The 17,919-nt window shown below is 47.5% G+C and carries 19 protein-coding genes and 1 pseudogene; 16 read left to right on the top strand and 4 right to left on the bottom strand.

What is annotated here, in order from left to right; translation table 11 throughout:
• Nucleotides 1-3: 3 nt before the first annotated feature.
• From CZ379_RS23535 to CZ379_RS23520, 4 genes are read left to right on the top strand one after another with little or no spacing between them, the layout of a single operon-like run.
• Complete coding sequence (locus CZ379_RS23535) at nt 4-1,293, top strand: nucleotide sugar dehydrogenase (RefSeq protein ID WP_110933840.1); 1,290 nt, start codon at nt 4-6, stop codon at nt 1,291-1,293.
• 55 nt (nt 1,294-1,348) lie between these two features.
• On the top strand, nt 1,349-2,044 hold the full coding sequence (locus CZ379_RS23530) for a glycosyltransferase (RefSeq protein ID WP_110933839.1): 696 nt from the start codon (nt 1,349-1,351) through the stop codon (nt 2,042-2,044).
• 47 nt (nt 2,045-2,091) lie between these two features.
• Nucleotides 2,092-3,081, top strand: coding sequence for a polysaccharide biosynthesis protein (locus tag CZ379_RS23525; RefSeq protein ID WP_110933838.1), 990 nt, complete (start codon nt 2,092-2,094; stop codon nt 3,079-3,081).
• 17 nt (nt 3,082-3,098) lie between these two features.
• Nucleotides 3,099-4,178 (top strand): glycosyltransferase family 2 protein, encoded by a 1,080-nt coding sequence (locus CZ379_RS23520; protein ID WP_110933837.1) that lies wholly within the window; start codon nt 3,099-3,101, stop codon nt 4,176-4,178.
• Between the two features lie 77 nt (nt 4,179-4,255).
• Here CZ379_RS23520 and CZ379_RS23515 read toward each other — a convergent pair whose 3' ends face one another.
• A complete protein-coding gene (locus CZ379_RS23515; RefSeq protein ID WP_110933836.1) occupies nt 4,256-5,329 on the bottom strand; it encodes a glycosyltransferase family 4 protein in 1,074 nt (357 codons plus the stop codon).
• A gap of 137 nt (nt 5,330-5,466) precedes the next feature.
• On the opposite strand from CZ379_RS23515, the gene CZ379_RS23510 reads away from it, so the two are divergent.
• Complete coding sequence (locus CZ379_RS23510) at nt 5,467-6,606, top strand: YhcN/YlaJ family sporulation lipoprotein (RefSeq protein WP_110933835.1); 1,140 nt, start codon at nt 5,467-5,469, stop codon at nt 6,604-6,606.
• A 107-nt stretch (nt 6,607-6,713) separates the two neighbouring features.
• Here CZ379_RS23510 and nagA read toward each other — a convergent pair whose 3' ends face one another.
• From nagA to CZ379_RS23495, 3 genes are read right to left on the bottom strand one after another with little or no spacing between them, the layout of a single operon-like run.
• Nucleotides 6,714-7,898 carry an N-acetylglucosamine-6-phosphate deacetylase gene (gene nagA / locus CZ379_RS23505; protein ID WP_110933834.1) on the bottom strand — a complete coding sequence of 395 codons (1,185 nt, stop codon included), beginning with the start codon at nt 7,896-7,898 and terminating at the stop codon, nt 6,714-6,716.
• 2 nt (nt 7,899-7,900) lie between these two features.
• On the bottom strand, nt 7,901-8,629 hold the full coding sequence (gene nagB / locus CZ379_RS23500; protein ID WP_110933833.1) for a glucosamine-6-phosphate deaminase: 729 nt from the start codon (nt 8,627-8,629) through the stop codon (nt 7,901-7,903).
• 5 nt (nt 8,630-8,634) lie between these two features.
• Nucleotides 8,635-9,495 carry a MurR/RpiR family transcriptional regulator gene (locus CZ379_RS23495; protein ID WP_110933832.1) on the bottom strand — a complete coding sequence of 287 codons (861 nt, stop codon included), beginning with the start codon at nt 9,493-9,495 and terminating at the stop codon, nt 8,635-8,637.
• Nucleotides 9,496-9,752: 257 nt separating this feature from the next.
• Here CZ379_RS23495 and CZ379_RS23490 point away from each other — a divergent pair, with 257 nt between their 5' ends.
• From CZ379_RS23490 to CZ379_RS23440, 11 genes and pseudogenes are all read left to right on the top strand, one after another.
• A complete protein-coding gene (locus tag CZ379_RS23490; RefSeq protein WP_110933831.1) occupies nt 9,753-10,202 on the top strand; it encodes a MarR family winged helix-turn-helix transcriptional regulator in 450 nt (149 codons plus the stop codon).
• Nucleotides 10,203-10,423: 221 nt separating this feature from the next.
• On the top strand, nt 10,424-11,914 hold the full coding sequence (gene glpK, locus CZ379_RS23485; RefSeq protein WP_110933830.1) for a glycerol kinase GlpK: 1,491 nt from the start codon (nt 10,424-10,426) through the stop codon (nt 11,912-11,914).
• Nucleotides 11,915-12,044: 130 nt separating this feature from the next.
• Nucleotides 12,045-12,197, top strand: a pseudogene (locus tag CZ379_RS23480) (LuxR C-terminal-related transcriptional regulator); the annotation flags it as partial.
• A 77-nt stretch (nt 12,198-12,274) separates the two neighbouring features.
• Complete coding sequence (locus tag CZ379_RS23475) at nt 12,275-12,502, top strand: hypothetical protein (protein ID WP_110933828.1); 228 nt, start codon at nt 12,275-12,277, stop codon at nt 12,500-12,502.
• A gap of 31 nt (nt 12,503-12,533) precedes the next feature.
• The gene (locus CZ379_RS23470) at nt 12,534-13,133 is read left to right on the top strand and encodes a hypothetical protein (protein ID WP_110933827.1); all 600 of its coding nucleotides are present in this window, start codon (nt 12,534-12,536) and stop codon (nt 13,131-13,133) included.
• 498 nt (nt 13,134-13,631) lie between these two features.
• Entirely contained in the window at nt 13,632-13,883 is a 252-nt protein-coding gene (locus tag CZ379_RS23465; RefSeq protein ID WP_110933826.1) for a hypothetical protein, read from the top strand.
• 56 nt (nt 13,884-13,939) lie between these two features.
• Nucleotides 13,940-14,617, top strand: coding sequence for a helix-turn-helix domain-containing protein (locus tag CZ379_RS23460; protein WP_110933825.1), 678 nt, complete (start codon nt 13,940-13,942; stop codon nt 14,615-14,617).
• Nucleotides 14,618-14,690: 73 nt separating this feature from the next.
• On the top strand, nt 14,691-14,936 hold the full coding sequence (locus tag CZ379_RS23455; protein ID WP_110933824.1) for a hypothetical protein: 246 nt from the start codon (nt 14,691-14,693) through the stop codon (nt 14,934-14,936).
• Nucleotides 14,937-15,256: 320 nt separating this feature from the next.
• On the top strand, nt 15,257-15,790 hold the full coding sequence (locus tag CZ379_RS23450; RefSeq protein ID WP_110933823.1) for a hypothetical protein: 534 nt from the start codon (nt 15,257-15,259) through the stop codon (nt 15,788-15,790).
• Nucleotides 15,777-17,621: a phage terminase large subunit family protein gene (locus CZ379_RS23445; RefSeq protein WP_110933822.1), complete on the top strand. Its 1,845-nt coding sequence runs from the start codon at nt 15,777-15,779 to the stop codon at nt 17,619-17,621. The genes CZ379_RS23450 and CZ379_RS23445 overlap by 14 nt, the downstream gene beginning before the upstream one ends.
• A gap of 12 nt (nt 17,622-17,633) precedes the next feature.
• Nucleotides 17,634-17,870, top strand: a complete 237-nt coding sequence (locus tag CZ379_RS23440) for a hypothetical protein (protein WP_110933821.1) — start codon at nt 17,634-17,636, stop codon at nt 17,868-17,870.
• Nucleotides 17,871-17,919: the final 49 nt, after the last annotated feature.

Raw genomic sequence — 17,919 nt, 5'->3', positions numbered from 1 at the left:
AATGTGAGTAGGAATATTGCAATTATTGGTCTTGGGTACGTAGGCTTGCCACTGGCCGCAGCTTTTCTAAATAAGGGGTATAACGTAATAGGAATTGATTTGGATGAACAAAAGCTTAAGAGCCTGCAAAAAGGAAAAAGTCATATTGCGGACGTGCCGGACGAAACCATCCAACTGGCCGTTGCACAAGGAAGATTCACTTTATCCTCGGATTTCAGCGCTGTTAAGCCGGCTGAGTCGGTAATTATTTGTGTACCTACGCCTCTGACGAAGGAGCATGTGCCGGATCTATCCTATCTTATTGATGCAGCTAAGCGTTTAAGAGTCCATTTAAGAGCCGGTCAGTTAGTGACTTTGGAAAGCTCGACCTACCCGGGAACTACCAAAGAAGTGCTGATGCCGCTGTTGGAGGAAAGCGGCCTATCGACGGGTAAGGAGATTTATATAGGTTTCTCGCCCGAGAGAGTCGATCCGGGCAATGAACAATTTCCTTTGACTGCTATTCCTAAAGTGGTAAGCGGCGTGACCGAGGAGTGCGCGCTTCGGACAGAGCGTCTTTATAAGGCTGTTTTTGCCCAGGTGATCAAGGTATCCTCCACGGATACAGCTGAAATGACGAAGCTGCTGGAGAATACGTTTCGACTCGTAAACATTTCTTTTATCAATGAATTTGCCGTATTATGCGACAAATTGAATATCAATGTGTGGGAGGTCGTCGAGGCGGCTTCTTCTAAGCCGTTTGGATATACGGCATTCTACCCTGGTCCAGGAATCGGCGGGCACTGCATCCCCGTAGACCCTCATTATTTGCAATGGAAGACCCAGCAAATCGGCGTAACCAGCTCGTTCATTGAATTGTCGTCACGTATTAATCGCAGCATGCCCGCTTACGTTATTTCAAGGATGAAGGAGGCGCTAAGGCAAAAAAGCATGAAGGGTCTCCGGATCTTTGTCATGGGCATTACCTTTAAGAAGAACGTGGCCGACATCAGGGGATCCAGTTCCATTGAACTGATTCGTTTACTGGCCAAGGAAGGAGCGGAGGTGCTCTATTACGATCCCTACATTACTAAGCTTGAAATAGAGGGAATGGTGCTGAAGACGGCAAAGGCCAGCAATTCTGAATTTCGCTTGGCGGACTGCGTCGTGATTGCCACGGATCATCGCGAATTACCGCTTGAGAGTATTCTGAAGCATTCGCGTCTTGTATTCGATACGAGGAATGCTACTGCCGGGATGACCGGAAAGGCAAAAGTTGTTGTCCTTGGCGGAGGCCGGATGGAGACAGCATAGCTGATTGCACCAGCTTCTTTAAGTTCCTTTAACCACAATACAGGAGGGATAGATATTGACTAGGCGGTTGGTTATCGATATCAGATTTAACAATATGGGCATGTGCCAGGATCGGTTAACACGTCCATGGGTAGAGCATCGCATTAAACTGTTCCGGGATTTAACGCTGAGCAGCTTGTTGCATCAGAGCAATCAGAATTTTTTAACATTGCTTAAATATGACCCGCGCTCACATGACGTTATTTATGAAGTATTGAGTGACCTGGGCATCGAACTTCCGGATCATATCCGTTTTGTCCCGGTGGAGCAGTACGAGCAAGCGATATCCGAATATATTCAGGGGGCTGATGAGCTGTATATCGCCAGAACGGACTCGGATGACTTGCTGCACAAGGATTATTTTCAACAGTTACATGATTATCGGCACAAAGCAGAAACCTGGGCTCTGCTTAACCAAAACGGGTATTACTGGGATCGTGATCGCCATGTGATGGCCCCGAAATTTTATGCTTCTCCCCAATTTTATGTGTTGATTTATAAAGTTAAGGGATTTCTGAACGGTGAGCGTTACACCATTAGAGACCACGGTCATGTCATTAAATTTCCCCATGAGAAACTGGCAGGACGAAATTGGGTTAACGTTGTGCATTCAACCAATACGTCACCCAAGGTTGTTCCGGAGGAGAATCGGATGAAGACGGAGGAAATTAACGCCATATTGAGAGATTATATGGCCAAACCGCCTAAATAGTACATGGCGGCAGTTCTGATGGAAAGGAAAGAAAGGAAGGTGCTGTAATGTTTAAGGATAAGATCATTCTCGTTACCGGGGGCACCGGATCATGGGGGAAGACATTGACCCGGACGCTCCTCCGGGATAATCCGAGAGAAATACGCATCTTCTCCCGTAACGAATACGCCCAGGTTCTGATGCAACGGGAATTCGGGTATGACTACAGGCTTAAATTTGTCATTGGAGACGTTCGCGATTACGATGCGGTTGAATCCGGATGCAAAGGCGCGGATTATGTATTCCATTTAGCAGCCCTGAAGCACGTCCCCGTATGCGAGCATCAACCAACAGAGGCGCTTAAGACAAACGTTCTCGGTACAGAGAATATCATTCGGGCGAGCATTGCTCAAAAAGTGCTTAAAGTTATTGATGTCTCTACCGATAAAGCTGTGGATCCGATCAATACGTACGGTATGACAAAAGCAATCGGAGAAAAGCTGATGATTCATGCGAATTATTTAAGTGAGCATACCCGTTTTACTTGTATACGCGGGGGGAATGTATTAGGAACGAATGGCAGCGTTGTTCCTTTATTTATCCAGCAGTTGAAGTCAGGGGGCGAACTGACGATAACTCATAGCCAAATGACCCGTTTCTTCCTCACGCTGGAGGAGGCGATCGAACTGCTGCTAAAGGCAGCAAGAACGGCAATCGGCGGCGAGATGTTCGTCATGAAAATGAAAGCCTGCCGGATTACCGACATTGGGGATGCTTTGGCGGATCATTATTTAGGGCATACCGTCTCATTGAAGGAAATCGGAATGAGACCAGGCGAAAAGCTGCATGAGGTGCTTGTTTCCCGATATGAGTCGCCTTATACGTACAAATACAATGAGCAATACTTCGTCATCCTTCCATCCAACCCTCCTGCCCATCTATATAAGCAGTACAGCCATCTTCAGCGCATTAATTTTGATGAATACCATTCGAACGACAGTCTGATCTCAAACCAGGATATCGTTGATCTGCTCCGGGAAGGAGGCTTCATCTCCTGATTTCCATAAGTTTATGCATGATTGTAAAAAACGAAGAGAAGCAACTGCAGAAGTGCCTGGATTCAGTATGCGACATTGTCGATGAAATTATTATTGTCGACACCGGATCAACTGATCGAACGAAGGAAATTGCCAGAAGCTACACCACAAAAATCTATGATTTCCAGTGGAATGATGACTTCGCAGCCGCCAGGAATGATTCCTTTGGACACGCGACAAAAGAATTCATTATGTGGCTGGATGCCGATGATTTATTATTGCCAACAGATCGGGATAAATTGAAGCGATTAAAGAGAACCTTGAGCAAACAGCAGGAAGTCATCATGATGGATTACCATCTGGCATTCTGTGCTGCTGGAGAACCGCTTATTTTGTCTCGGAGACATCGGCTTGTTCGTAGGGATAAAGGCTTCAAGTGGAAAGGAATCGTTCATGAAGATATCGAGGTGTCAGGTGCCAGGATCGCTTATTCGGATATAGCTGTCACCCACTCCAGACAAGGTGTGCATACAGAGCGTAATCTCCGCATATTAGAAAAATGGATTGCTTCCGGCGGTAGTCTGGAAGGACGCCTCTTGCTGCATTACGGGAGTGAGCTGGCGGATTTGAAGCGCTATGAAGAAGCGGTCGTTCAACTGAACCACTTTCTTAAGCAGCCTAACAAATATAAGGATGACTGCATTCTGGCCTGCATTAAATTGGCGGATTGCTGCGGGGAGCTTGGTTTACGGGAGAAAAAGCTGGAGGCACTGCTGCAATCATTTCAATATGATTTGCCCCAGAGCGAAATCTGCTGCGCGATCGGAAGCTGTTTCGAAGAAAGGGGGCAATGGGCAGCTGCGACTTACTGGTATTTACAGGCCCTGCATATCGGTGCAGCATCTTCCTTGGCTATCATGGAGAATCGCAGCCTTCGCACATGGGTTCCGCACAGTCGGTTATGCATTTGTTACGCACAGCAAGGAGATCTGAACAGCGCATACAATCATAACGAAAAAGCGCTTGAATATCTTCCACAGGATCGCGGATTGCTTGAGAATCGCTCTAAGCTCCAACATGCGCTTGGAATGCTTTTGAGCGACGATGATTCACCATAACCAAGAAGGTTGCCCAATCGTTATTCATTTGATAACGAAGGGGCAACCTTTTTGTATTTTTATTGCTATTGCAATATTTATGACGATCCTTTGAGGCTCAAAATCATCTGGTGAAAATTGGCTGCATATTGCTGGGGAGACATCAGTCTGGATATATAATCCTGGCCGTTGCGGCGAATCATTTCTCGCAGACATTGATTATCCATAAGTTCAAGAATCTCCTTGACCGCACCTGAAACATCCCCCATGGCAAAAAATTTGCCCGTCTCATTGTGGCGGATAAAAAGGCGTACTCCATCCGAGTCGGTGCTGAGCACGGGGCAGCGGCAGGAAATGGCTTCCGCGACGGCATACCCGAAGCCTTCCAGATGGGAGGTCGAAAGCAGCAGTCCTCCTGATTCGCCGATAAGGGATAAATATTCAGGCATGCTAGCATGCGGAGCATTGGAAATAACCCGTATATGCTCAGAAAGGCCCCGCAATTGGACAATTTCCCAGAAGGAGTTGCGTTCTGCCTCAGAACTTAGCTTATCGTCGAGAAACATCCAAAAAAGCAGCTCTGACTTAACAAGGATGAGGGAATGAGCAATATGAAGAAACAATTCCCAATTTTTATTTGCTTCTAGTCGTCCGATCCAGGCGATGATTGGTCTATTCGGAGCCTTTACATTAAGTGGCAAGAACGTGTCTGTATCAACCGGATTAGAAAAGATGTAGCGGGGAATCGTGGGGCATATTTTTGTGGCAAGCTCGACTAGGTGTGGAGTAGGCGGCATGAGCATACCCTGACAGAAATCCCTTAAAATGGGCTCTGCTTCATTGAGTGCCTGTTCGGCCTGGTCTCTGGTACCAAGTCCCTGAATTTCGTATAATATCGGGCCAATATAGCCGATTTGGCGCAGCCTTAGCGTCATAAGGTAGTCTGAGGTCGTTACGATGGCATCATACTCCTGTGTCATTAACAGGGTTTGCAGCTGATAATCGGTAGGGGAAATATATACGGGAATGCCAGAAATGTTCTGGAGTCCGGAGCCGTTTTCAAGATAGAGGAGATGCCCTTCGATGCCGATTTCTTTAAGTGCTTTACAGCGAAGGCGATTCAGCGTTTCCACACCGCCGCTGGGGACGTAGAAGGTAAACAATACTTTCATAGAAGAATCACCTCAGGTCATTATATATGTTATTGTACGCCTGGCGTCCGGTTATGTTTACCTGTATGCAAAAACTCCACCGCGAGCATCCTAACAGATGTTCATCATACATCACTTTAATAACGGGGGATGACTAAATGCGAATTGCCAAAGTTGTCAGCTTATCTCTGTCAGCAACGCTGCTTGCCAGTATGGTTGGAATTACGGGCTGCGGGACAAGAACCGATCAGGGGAATTTGAAGTCGCAGGGCGTCCGCAACAAGAACTACCGTAATTATGACGTCAATTCGCTCCGTGACGGCGATCGGAATTTTACGCGCAGTCTCGGCAACGGCCAGAGCGAGCGAATCAACTCATTGAAGTACAGTCCGGCTCTAAGCAACAAGGTATCCCAGCTTAGTGAGGTTCAATCGGCGCATGTAGTCGTTACGGATCGCGACGCTTATGTCGCCGTAACGCTTCATGGCAATCAACATGGAAGAGCAGTTGCTCCAGGCCGCGGCATGACTACGAACTACGGGGCGACAGGTTATGGAACGAACAACGTCCTGAATGGAAGAACGCCAGGAACAATGAATAATGGAGTAACAGGAAATCAGACGGGATACGGTCCTACAGGCTACGGAACAAGCTATGGCACGACGGGCTATGGCACTACAGGCTATGGAACGACCCCGAGAACCCCTTCAGGTGTAAACGACGGCACACGCGTCAATGACGGACTTGGGAGAGGACTAATGGGACGATCCGGTGTAGCTGGAAGCCTGTTCGATACCGCAACTCGGGGCAATCGAGGCGCAACGGGTATGAATGGCGGAGCAGACGGCATGCTCGGCATGAAAAGTATGCGTAATCGCAATACAACTAATGTAGATGGAACAGGCAACGGTTCCGTTGTAGGGCTTGGGGCAGGTACAGGCGCGGCTCTTGTGGATAATGTTCCTCAGAGCGTAAAGGATAATATCTCCAAAGCCGTGAAGAAGACAGCGCCTCACATTCGAAATGTGCACGTATCCGGACATCAGGAATTCGTAACGCATGTAAGCAACTATGCGACTCAATCCCGCACTGGAGCTACACTGCAGGGTTATGTTAGCGACTTTGAACATCTTGTAAATCGTATTTTTCCTGGGCGAGCAGGTACAATGACCGGCCCGAACGGATATAGAAATACAGGCGGCGGCGCTGGTACAACGGGTACTGGTACTGGCATGTCTGGCACTACAGGAACAGGAACCGGCAGCGGCGCCGGATTCTCGGGCGGAGTAACCCGCTAAGAAGTAGCAAAGTCCTGCATATAAGAAAAAGCAGCAGCCATGAGGATGAATAATAAAATCCTTAGCTGCTGCTTTTTTGATTATGGCTCATGCTCATGGTTCATGGCTTATGCCTTAAAATGTTGTCCTTTAACCCAGGTGTCCTTTAAATTTAAATCCCGGTCAACCAGCAATAAATCTGCTTGTTTGCCTGTCTCAACCGAGCCGGTTAAATGATCAATCCGAATGAGCTTTGCCGGGTTTAAGCTGGCTGCTTCGGAGGCTCTTTCTACAGAAAGGCCTACTTTTTGTACGAGATGGCGGAAGCCGCGAATCATCGTTAGGGTGCTGCCAGCCAGGGTGTTATCACTTTCTTTAAGGGTACAAACGTTATCCTTCACGATGACCGGAAGGTCGCCGAGCATGTATTCGCCGTCCCCAAGCCCCGCTGCTGACATGGCATCCGTGATTAAAATTAAATTGTTGTTATCCTTCACCTGAGCCAGCAATTTAATGGCCGCATGATGGACGTGAATACCGTCAGCGATGATTTCCGCACTGATCGCCGGAGTGCTCAGAACAGCCCCAGCGGTTCCCGGATTTCGGTGATGAAGCGGAGTCATGGCATTAAAAGTATGGACGGCATGATGCAGTCCTACCTGGACGGCGGCCATAATTTCTTCGTAGGAAGCATCGGTGTGCCCAGCGGCAGCAACGATTCCTTCTTTGCGAAGGTAGCGAATCAGTTCCAAGGCACCTTCTCTTTCCGGTGCAAAGGTAACCTGTTTGATAAGGCCAGGATATTTATTGTTCCAAGCTTCTACCCAGGAGCGGTTTGGCGGTACGATATGGGCAGGGTTCTGGGCCCCTGGCCATTTAGGACTAATAAAAGGACCTTCCAAATGAACGCCAACCAATTGAGCGTAAGGCATGTCGTTGGACATATACTCGTGTACTTCGCTGAGTACTTCATCGATGACGTCATGCGGCATTGTCATTGTTGTAGCCAGCATGGACGTAGTTCCTTGGCTGCAATGCAGCTTCGTGATCGCGTCGAAGGCTGCCTTGCTTGGAATTGAGAAATCCTCAAGCAGGCCGCCATGAACATGCACATCAATAAAGCCAGGCAGGACATAGCTTCCCCCAGCGTCAATCGTTGAGGCTGAGGCCGGAGAATCTGAAGGCATTCCTGATGTCGAGCCCACGTATGTGATAAGGCCTTCCTCCACGACCACCGTACCGTCATGAATGATGCCTGTAGGCGTAACAATCTCGGCGTGAGTAATTTGAAAACTCCGGTTCGGGGTGCGCATGCTTATAACAATCCTCCAGCCTCTTGATCCACAATAACGACAACATTTGGATGGAGCTGCAATAAAGAAGCAGGGCATTGAGTCGTGATCGGCCCTTTAAGCGCTTTGGCAACAATTTCTGCTTTGTCCGCTCCTTTAGCCATCAACAAAATTTGCTTCGCTTTAAGAATAGAACCGATGCCCATCGTAATTGCATGTGTTGGCACCTCGTCAATGGAGTTAAAGTAACGAGCATTAGCTTTGCGTGTCACTTCATCCAGCTCAACTACATGCGTCGCTGCTACTAGCTCCTCAGCCGGCTCATTGAAGCCGATATGTCCATTATGGCCGAGACCGAGCAGTTGCAGATCGATTTGGCCAGCTTGTTTCAGTAGCTCCGTATACTCTTCTGCGGCTTTGTGCCCATCGCCGGATACGCCTGTTGGGACATGGGTATTGCTTAAATCTATGTCTACATGGTTGAACAGCTTCTCATTCATAAATCTGCGGTAGCTTTCCGAATGATCCTCAGGCAGTCCGATATACTCATCCAGATTGTAGCTGCGAGCTTCCTTGAAGCTAACAAGGCCTTGTTTATGCAGTTCGATTAGATGTTTATATACCCCGACAGGTGTGCCTCCGGTTGCTAGCCCGAGAGAGGCCCGCGGGTTTGTTTGCAGCAGACTTGCAATAATTCCTGCTCCAGTCTCATTGAATTGCTGTTCATTGTTTACTTTAATAATATTAAACATATTTATTAGCCTCCTGTAGTCTTGCGATAGATTTGGACATTCTGATATGAATTTTTCAGCTTAGGCGTATAATCCGTAAATTCCAGGCTTACCATTCCTGTAAATAGAATATCGATTACATGGAGTTGGGCAATTCTTGAGGCCATATCGCCGCGGCGCATACCTTCCTCTAGAGATGAAGAGAATAATGATATGTCCGCTAATGAGGCCAAGGTGCTGCTGCCGTATTGGGTTAAAGATAGAGTCACTGCACCGCTATCCTTTGCACAGCGCAGCGCATCGATGGTTTCCGGTGTTTCCCCGGAGTACGAAATGGCTAGGGCCGCATCGTCCTCGCTTAAGCTGGACGCAGAAGTAATTTGCATGTGAGAATCCGCAAAGGCGGTACAATTTTTACCGATCCTGATTAGCTTCTGATAGAAATCCTGAGCGATGACGGAGGAAGTCGCTACGCCATAAAGATCAATCCGCTTTGCGCGGCAAAGCGTCTCCACCGCTTTTTGAAGCTGGGAAATATCCAGCAGACGGGTTGTATCCGTAATTGAAGCCAGATGGTTAGCCTCCATAGCCTGCACGATTCTGTGAAGATCGTTGCCTGCGATAATATCCTGATAATGACTTTCTGAAGGCTTGTGAGCCAGCTCGAAGGCCAACTTCATTTTGAAATCGGGAAATCCTTTGAAATGAAACGTCTTGCAAAATCTAGTCACCGTAGAAGGACTGATTCCGCACTCCTCAGCGAGATCAGTAATGCCCATATGGATAACGGATGTAGGGGCACTTAGGATATGTTCTGCCAGGCGTCTTTCTTGAGGTGGCAAGGCGTTCAGTTGAGTAGACAACGCGTGCAGAATAGGAGTAAGAATGTAGACTCACCTTCTTTCCTTTAACAAATGCACCACAAAGGAGAAAATAATTTTTGTGAATTTAACAAATTTGATGAAAACTATTTTAATACATAATAAAATATTCCACTTTATAATGCAAGGTGTTATGTTACCCTAATGTGACACTTTTGAAACGAAGCGATATTCCTTGTTTTTTGGGGAAACGCGTAATACACTAATATATGTTCATGATTAAGACGGCTTAATCTTATGAATATACGATGAGGAGGAATAAAGTGGATCCGAATCTCGATCAATATATAGACCGGCTTCAAGCGAAGTATTCAACGGTTGTGAAGAGGCTGCGAAACGAAATTATGCAGCACCGCGAGCTGCCGCTAACCGGCCCGCAATTCCATATGCTGTCGCTCATTGCCAAGGAGCGAAGCTGCAATGTCACTTATTTGGCGGAAGCGCTTGTCGTCAAGCCGAGCGCGATTACGGTTATGCTCGATCGCCTTGTTCAAAGCGGTTATGTGGAGCGCAGGCATGACGATCAGGATCGGCGCGCAGTACTGTTATCCATTACAAAGCACGGCAGGGAAGTACATGAGGAGGCACGGAGAAAAACAAGAGAGGTGCTTGCCTACTACTTTACTTGCCTGGATGAAGAAGAGAAGGAAGTGCTGGAGCGAGTGATTAACAAGCTTGATGAGGCGGGACGGCTTAAAGACCAAAGAGCGTAACTGCCCGGCACGGGAACAACGCTGTATAGCTTAAGAGACAAGCATGAAACATTCGATGTAAGGAAGGGCGCCTTGGGGTGCTCTTTTTCATTTGTCACGTCATTCCCCATCGGGGTAGAATAAGGTTAATATTACAATTGTGACTACGTATTTTTTGGATATTTGCAATTCATTCAGCATAGATATGCAGGCGTCGAGTTAACCAAGAGCGGAGGATGTTTATGAATCAATATATATTAGCGCTGGATCAGGGAACTACGAGCACGCGTGCGATTCTTTTTAATAAGCAGGGAGAGATCGTACACTTGGCGCAGCGCGAATTTCCGCAGTATTTTCCTAAGCCCGGCTGGGTGGAGCATAATCCTAACGAGATTTGGGGCTCAACCCTCGCGGTGATCGCTACCTGCTTGTCGGAGTCGGGAGTGAAGCCCGGGCAGGTAGCCGGGATCGGTATTACGAATCAGAGGGAAACGACGATGATTTGGGAGAAAGAAAGCGGAAATCATATTTACAATGCCGTCGTATGGCAATCCCGCCAGACGGCGGACATCTGCGACGACCTGAAGTCCGCGGGTCATGATTCTCTTTTTCAACGGAAAACCGGTCTGTTGATCGATCCATACTTTTCCGGCACGAAAGTAAAGTGGATTTTGGATCATGTAGAGGGAGCCAGAGAACGCGCGGAAAAGGGAGAGTTGCTATTTGGCACGATCGATTCGTGGCTCATTTGGAAGCTGACCGGCGGGAAGGTGCATGTCACGGATTATTCCAACGCATCTCGCACTCTGATGTTTAACATTCACGAGCTATGCTGGGATGATGAGCTGCTTGACCTGCTTGATGTGCCTAAGGCTATGCTTCCGGAAGTCCGCTCATCCTCCGAAGTCTATGGACATACGGCGTCCTACCATTTCTTCGGCCGTGAGGTACCGATTGCTGGAGCCGCGGGCGACCAGCAGGCCGCACTTTTTGGACAAAATTGCTTTGAGCAGGGCATGGTGAAAACAACCTACGGCACAGGCTGCTTCATGCTGATGAATACGGGGGAGAAGCCAGTCTCGTCGGAGCATGGACTGATTACATCGATTGCCTGGGGCCTCAGTGGCAAGGTTGAGTATGCGCTTGAAGGGAGTATCTTTGTGTCGGGTTCAGCCATACAATGGCTAAGAGATGGTCTAAGGATGTTCCGCGAAGCTAGAGACAGTGAGAAGTATGCAGAACGCGTGAAATCTACGGAAGGCGTTTATGTGGTGCCCGCTTTTGTCGGTTTGGGGAGTCCTTATTGGGACAGTGAGGTTCGGGGCGCAGTCTTTGGCCTGACAAGGGGAACGAGCAAGGAGCACTTTATTAGGGCTACGCTGGAATCTTTGGCGTATCAGACCAAGGATATTCTCATAGCGATGGAGAAGGATTGCGGCTATAAAGTCAATACGATGCGGGTTGACGGCGGAGCTGTATCGAATACGTTCCTAATGGCTTTTCAAAGCGATATCCTTGATGTTCCGGTAGAACGTCCGGCTGTCCGCGAGACGACTGCGCTAGGCGCAGCCTATCTGGCAGGGCTTGCTGTCGGATATTGGCGGGATCTTGATGAAATTCGCCGTATTTGGAGCGTGGAACGCAGATTTGAACCGGCGATGTCAGAGTTGGAGCGGGAAACTCTATATAATGGGTGGAAAAAGGCGGTTCAAGCCGCAATGGCGTTTAAATAGGAATGGGCTGCGTATGCAGCCCATTTTTGCTTAGTACCGCACCCTTATGCGTTATTTTTCATAATATGTGTTGACTGTATCCCTTAACCTTGTTATACCACAAAACCCGAGCAAGGAGGGGTGACGCATTTTGAAGAGCAGCGATCGTAACAGCAAATTTCTGTTGACTCATCGTGAGCGGGAAGTTTTCGAACTCCTCGTGCAGGATAAAACGACGCGCGACATTGCGGGGCAACTATTCATCAGCGAGAAGACCGTACGGAATCATATTTCTAATGTAATATAATTTGAAGCACACAACAAAGTGATGCTTCTTTTTTTCGAGCATATACTTTAATCAATTGGGAAAGGAGTGGTTCCGTGGAGCTTCACAGCTATATCTGTGTGCTGGATTTGGAGAGAGAGGGATTGCGGATAACAGTGCCGATTAACTCTCCGTACAGACTAAGTAAAGATCGGATTTTGAATATGGCCATAACTAAATCGATCGACAATATTATGGTCTCTCGGGGTACAACGACTGTAGCGAAGGATTACAAAGGTATTGGTTATCGTTATCTAGGTGACTATGGCCCGTTTCTCAGTTGATTGTAAATATACAAGAATGGAGTTGAATAACTTGAGTATGGACATATTTAAGGCCAAAAAGGGAAGTAAAGTCCGCTTTACAGGCCTTGGTGGTTGGGACGGAGAGGCAGAACTTGCAGCGAAGAAGTTAAAAATAGGTGCTGAATATATTGTAGATCACGTTGCGATCTACCAGTCATCAACCGATGTGTACTTGGAGGGATTCGGAGATTACGGATTTAACAGCGTCATGTTTGAAGATGTGTTCGAGTCCAAGGATGGGGTTGAATACGGAAAAATACGTGATCTGACTAATGCTGAGTTCACACATTATGTGATGGACAAGATTGAAAACATAACTAAATTTCGCGAGCTGGAACGTGTGATAATCTCCACTGATGATTTTGGGTACGATCCCGAGGAATGCGAAGATGTCGACTCGCCAACGATTGTGATCGATGTTAAGGTGCGCGGCGCACTCTGGACGTTCTGGTTTGATACTGGTGAGGGTAAATTCAATTATGATGTTCTCAATGACTGTCGGGTTAATCGGTACATGGCGATTAAAGAAGGGCGCCAGCCTGAATTGCCTGGGTTATATTCTTACCCTCCGGATGAGCGATTAACGGAAGAAGGGAAAGCAGAGCAATGAGCCATGTATAGAATTGTCCGGGGTAATCTCGGGCTTTTTTTATTTTCAGAGAAAAAATAGAGAAAAAAATGAGAAGAATTTGTGTGTTGCAACGTTTTTTACCTGATATTCTTGTATCATGGGGAATCGAATAAAGGACACCGATGGGGCGTAAACGCTCCGAATACCCGCGAGGACGGTTAAAAATGATTCGGTGCAAAGTTCCTGATCTTTTCCCAGTACGATTGATTATGTATGTCACGGATGTAGTGGGCAAACTCATCTGAGGAGCGTGATCAATCATAACCGAGGTGTGGTGGCGGAATAGGTAGACGCTAAATAAACTCGGCCCGAGCATCAGACGGAGTAGTCGTGTATTGGTGCATAAACAAGGTGTACATGATATGCAGGGTGCAAATCCTTGCCCACATCCGTATAATTACCGCTCTTTATTATGTCTGTTGGGAATAGCAGGAAATTGCCTCCTTGTGTCGAAATGTGATGGGGGAGGTGTTGAGGTTGGATCATAAAAGTGTTGATCTTGATCAATTCGTTCAAAAGGTCGAGGAAGTTTACGACCAAAAGTCAGAACATTTAGGCGATCTGATCATGAAAATTGAAAGAGAGCAGAAGAGATACAGAGAACTCTGCGAGGAATATCCTATTGAGGTTGACCGCGACAAAGGATTGTTTTTAAAGGGCGTTTATGATGGCATAACTCATTGTGTTACAATGTTGAAGAATTACCATGAAGGAAAGTCTAGCAATTAAGCCGCTTATTTGAGCGGCTTTTTCTTTTGCAGTTTGATTAACCGGAGGGGAGTGAGGTGGCAACATATCGAGTCAGCAAAGTAGGCAAGGCAGCGCCACCATTCACCCGGATAATCAATGAATTACTTCATGATGAACGCCTCTCCTTTAAAGCTCGCGGCCTGCTCTCCTATATGCTGTCCAAGCCGGACACTTTCAAATTCTACATAGACGAGTTGACCAAGCACACCACCGAGGGTAAGGACTCTATCCGGGCCGGCATGAAGGAGCTGGAGCAGCTGGGCTATGTACATCGGTACCCGGTTAAAAATGAGCGGGGCAAGATCATGTCGTGGGAGCTGGATATTTACGAAAGCCCGTCATTACGTCCAGAATCGGGTTTTCCAGTTGTGGAAAATCCAACGCTAATAACGAATGATATATTAATAACGAATGATAAAAGATTAAATAAATACCTCACTTTAGAGAATGAGGATAATTCATATATAAAAACCTATCTGAAATACTTCTCTCTTAAGAAGAACAAACAGCATATGAGAGTTACAACAGAGCAGAGAGAATGGATAATAAATCAGATAGAGCATTTGAGATCATATGAGGTGACAGCAATTGATTGGGAAGAACAGGTGAGAGATCACTTCGAGAATCTACCTAAGACGAACAACGGGAATATTATAGCGTTCCTGTATGCTTCTCATAGAAGATTCGATATAGGGATGCATGATCAGTTTTAACCGAATACGCAAATCCAAGGTCACTCATTCATGGGTGGCTTTTTTATATTCCAAATAGAAAGGTAGATCAGGTATGAATCAACCGAATAGCAATGATAAGCCCAGCATAGTTAATCGTCTAGGATCGTTGCCAAAGCCAATAATACTCAACACCGAACAAACCGCAGCTTATCAAGCTAAAAAACTATACACTGCCCTGCTCAAGGAATTTGACGAGGCGCTAGTGAAGGAATTACTGGTAGCTTCGATGCCTGAGATATATCTAAAGGCACAACATAGGAAGGTGGCAATTGACACATCGCCAGACGATCAGAAATGACGCATAGTGCATTCTAATGTCAAACAAGCGCAAACATACTGACAAGCATTAGAACGTCTGTAGCAAGGAAGTGCGGGCGTCCTGTGACGTGATGTGATTATGAAAAAAACGTGAAAATTTTCAAAAAAGGTACTTTCAGAGGTCGAGACTGAGTGCGGGTGCGCGTGACCCCGAATTTCCGCTAGATTTATTATCAAATTTTTAGTTCCGCTTCCGCTCCGGGTCGTCAGGATTCGAGGCTTTTAAATTTTCCCTTCGAATTAAGCTACTAAAGAAGCGAAGCGTGAAAAACGATAAAAAACGGAAGTTGAGGTGGGATAATGGCCAAAAAGAAAGCGGAAGCTGAAAAAATGCATGAGATGATCGTCGGAACCGGTGAATTGGCGGCCATTATCGGAAAATCTGATCGTTGGGTCCGGCAGATCACCGGGGAAGGCGTCCTCAAACAGGTCAATCGTGGCAAATATATTCTGGGGGAAGCGGTCCAGGATTACATCGAGCACGTTTCTGGCGGTAGAGAGGATGACAAAAAGCCTCGGTATATTGATGAGAAGACGGAGCACGAACGCATCAAAAAGGAAAAGGCGGCCCTTGAGCTCGCCGAAATGCAGGGTGAACTGCATCGATCTCAGGATGTCGAGGCGGTTATGAACGACATGCTCGGTGCTTTCCGTCAGCGGATCAGAGCTATACCGATGCGCCTGGCCCCGGAATTGATGGGTCAAAACCAGCTGAATGTTATAAAAGGCAGGATATCTGCAGCGCTGGACGAAGCTTTGGCGGAGCTCGCCGATTACGATCCTGATCTTTTCCGGGAGGAGCGAGTGAGGGCTGATTTGAATGACGAAACCTGATCAAAAGACCATCTCCCTCTTTCGTAGGATCGCTCGGGTCGTTGCTCCGCCACCAAAGCTAACTGTTTCCGAATGGGCCGATCAATTCCGTCGGCTTTCTTCGGAAGCTTCTGCTGAACCTGGTCAATGGCGGACAGATCGCGCTCCATATCAGCGGGAAATCATGGATGCCCTCAATGATGAGGAGGTCGAGACAATTGTCGTCATGTCATCGGCACAGGTGGGCAAGACAGAAATCATTTTGAATGCAATCGGATATTATGTGCATCAAGATCCGTCACCAATGATGCTGGTGCAGCCGACCCTTGAACTGGCGCAAGCCTTCTCGAAGGACCGCCTTTCTCCGATGGCGCGGGATACCCCAGAGCTTAAAAAGAGGATGGCTGGGGCGAAAAGCCGGGATAGCGGGAACACGATGCTGCACAAGACATTCCCGGGCGGACACATCACAATGGCTGGCGCCAACTCGCCGGCTTCTTTGGCGTCTCGTCCGATCCGCATTGTACTTCTTGATGAGGTCGACCGCTACCCGATTTCAGCAGGCACTGAGGGCGACCCGGTGACCCTTGTTTCCAAGCGGGCCACAACCTTTCACAACCGAAAGCGGCTGCTGGTCAGTACGCCGACAACTAAGGGAGCAAGCCGTATCGAATCAGCTTACGAGGACAGCAGTATGGAGCAGTGGAGCTTGCCTTGCCCGAGCTGCGGAGATCATCAGCCGCTTGTTTGGGCTCAAATCCGTTTCGAAGATGCGTCCATGGCCTGCAAATATTGCGGGGCCATCCATTCGGAAATTGAATGGAAGAACGGTCATGGTAAGTGGATCGCTAGGAAGGATAATTCAAAGGTTAGGGGCTTCCACCTGAACGAGCTCGCAAGCCCGTGGAAACGCTGGGAAACCATCATTGAAGAGTTTCTGGAAGCGAGACGTAACGGTACGGAAACGTTGAAAGCCTGGGTTAATACCTCGCTCGGCGAACCATGGGAAGAAAAGGGCGAGCGACTTGACGAGGATATCCTTTACAATCGCCGCGAAATGTACCACGCTGACGTGCCGGAAGGCGTAAAGGTGCTCACTGCGGCCGTTGATACCCAGGACGATCGCTTTGAGGTTGAAATTCAAGGTTGGGGAGCTGGTCATGAAAATTGGCATATTCAATATCACGTTATTTACGGCGACCTTAAACAGCAGCAGGTCTGGATGGATCTCGACGAATATTTGAAACGTACATGGGAAGATGTTGAGGGCAGGAAATTCCCAATCGCTCTCACTTGCATGGACTCGGGCGGTCACTTTACGAATGAAGTGTACCGTTTCTGTAAGGAACGGGCGGCTCGAAGGATTTTTGCTATCAAAGGGGAAGGCACTGGCGACGGGACACGGCTGCCTCTGATCATCGGTACATCCACGAATAACCGATATAAGGCTACCGTCGTCAGACTCGGCGTAGACGAAGGGAAGTCGAAGGTCATGAGTGCATTGAAAACCCCGTTGGTAGATAAGGATGGGAATAGAATGCGGGGCTACTGCCATTTCCCGCTCTCTACACCGGAGCGGAACCGCGGCTATGAGCGCCAGTACTTCGAGGGTCTGACGGCCGAGGCGCTTCATACTCGCGTAAAAATGGGTGTTCCATATCAAGTTTGGGTGAAAGTGCGGGCCAGGAATGAGCCGCTTGACCTAGCTGTTTACAATCGCGCTGCAATTGAAATTCTTCAACCTGATTTGGATAATATGCAACCGTTCTGTACTGGGGTAATTCCTAATGCAAGTTCACGAGTTGTTGGTACTAGGAAAAAGGGAGTAGCGAGTAAAGGAATTCAAGTATAGAGGGGGATTTTAGTGAGCAGCAGATTGAGTGAATTGAAGATACGTTATTCTCAGTACATTGCATGCGAGGCAGCTATTTTAAGCGGAGCTCAGTCATACTCTATTTCCGGAAAAAATTTGACGCGAGCAAATCTATCTGAAATAGCCAGAATGATTAAGTACCTCGAAAAAGAAATAGCTGCTGAAGAAGCTGTATCCCAAGGGAAGGGCCGGAATAAAACATTCGGCATAATTCCGCGGGATTTTTAAATTTTGTTTTTTGAAAGGGGGTGGACGCTATTAATATCACAGATCGTTT

Origin of the sequence: Paenibacillus bouchesdurhonensis, from assembly GCF_900155685.1 — a bacterium.
GTDB lineage: Bacteria > Bacillota > Bacilli > Paenibacillales > Paenibacillaceae > Fontibacillus > Fontibacillus bouchesdurhonensis.
This window is presented reverse-complemented; position numbering and strand designations above follow the sequence as displayed.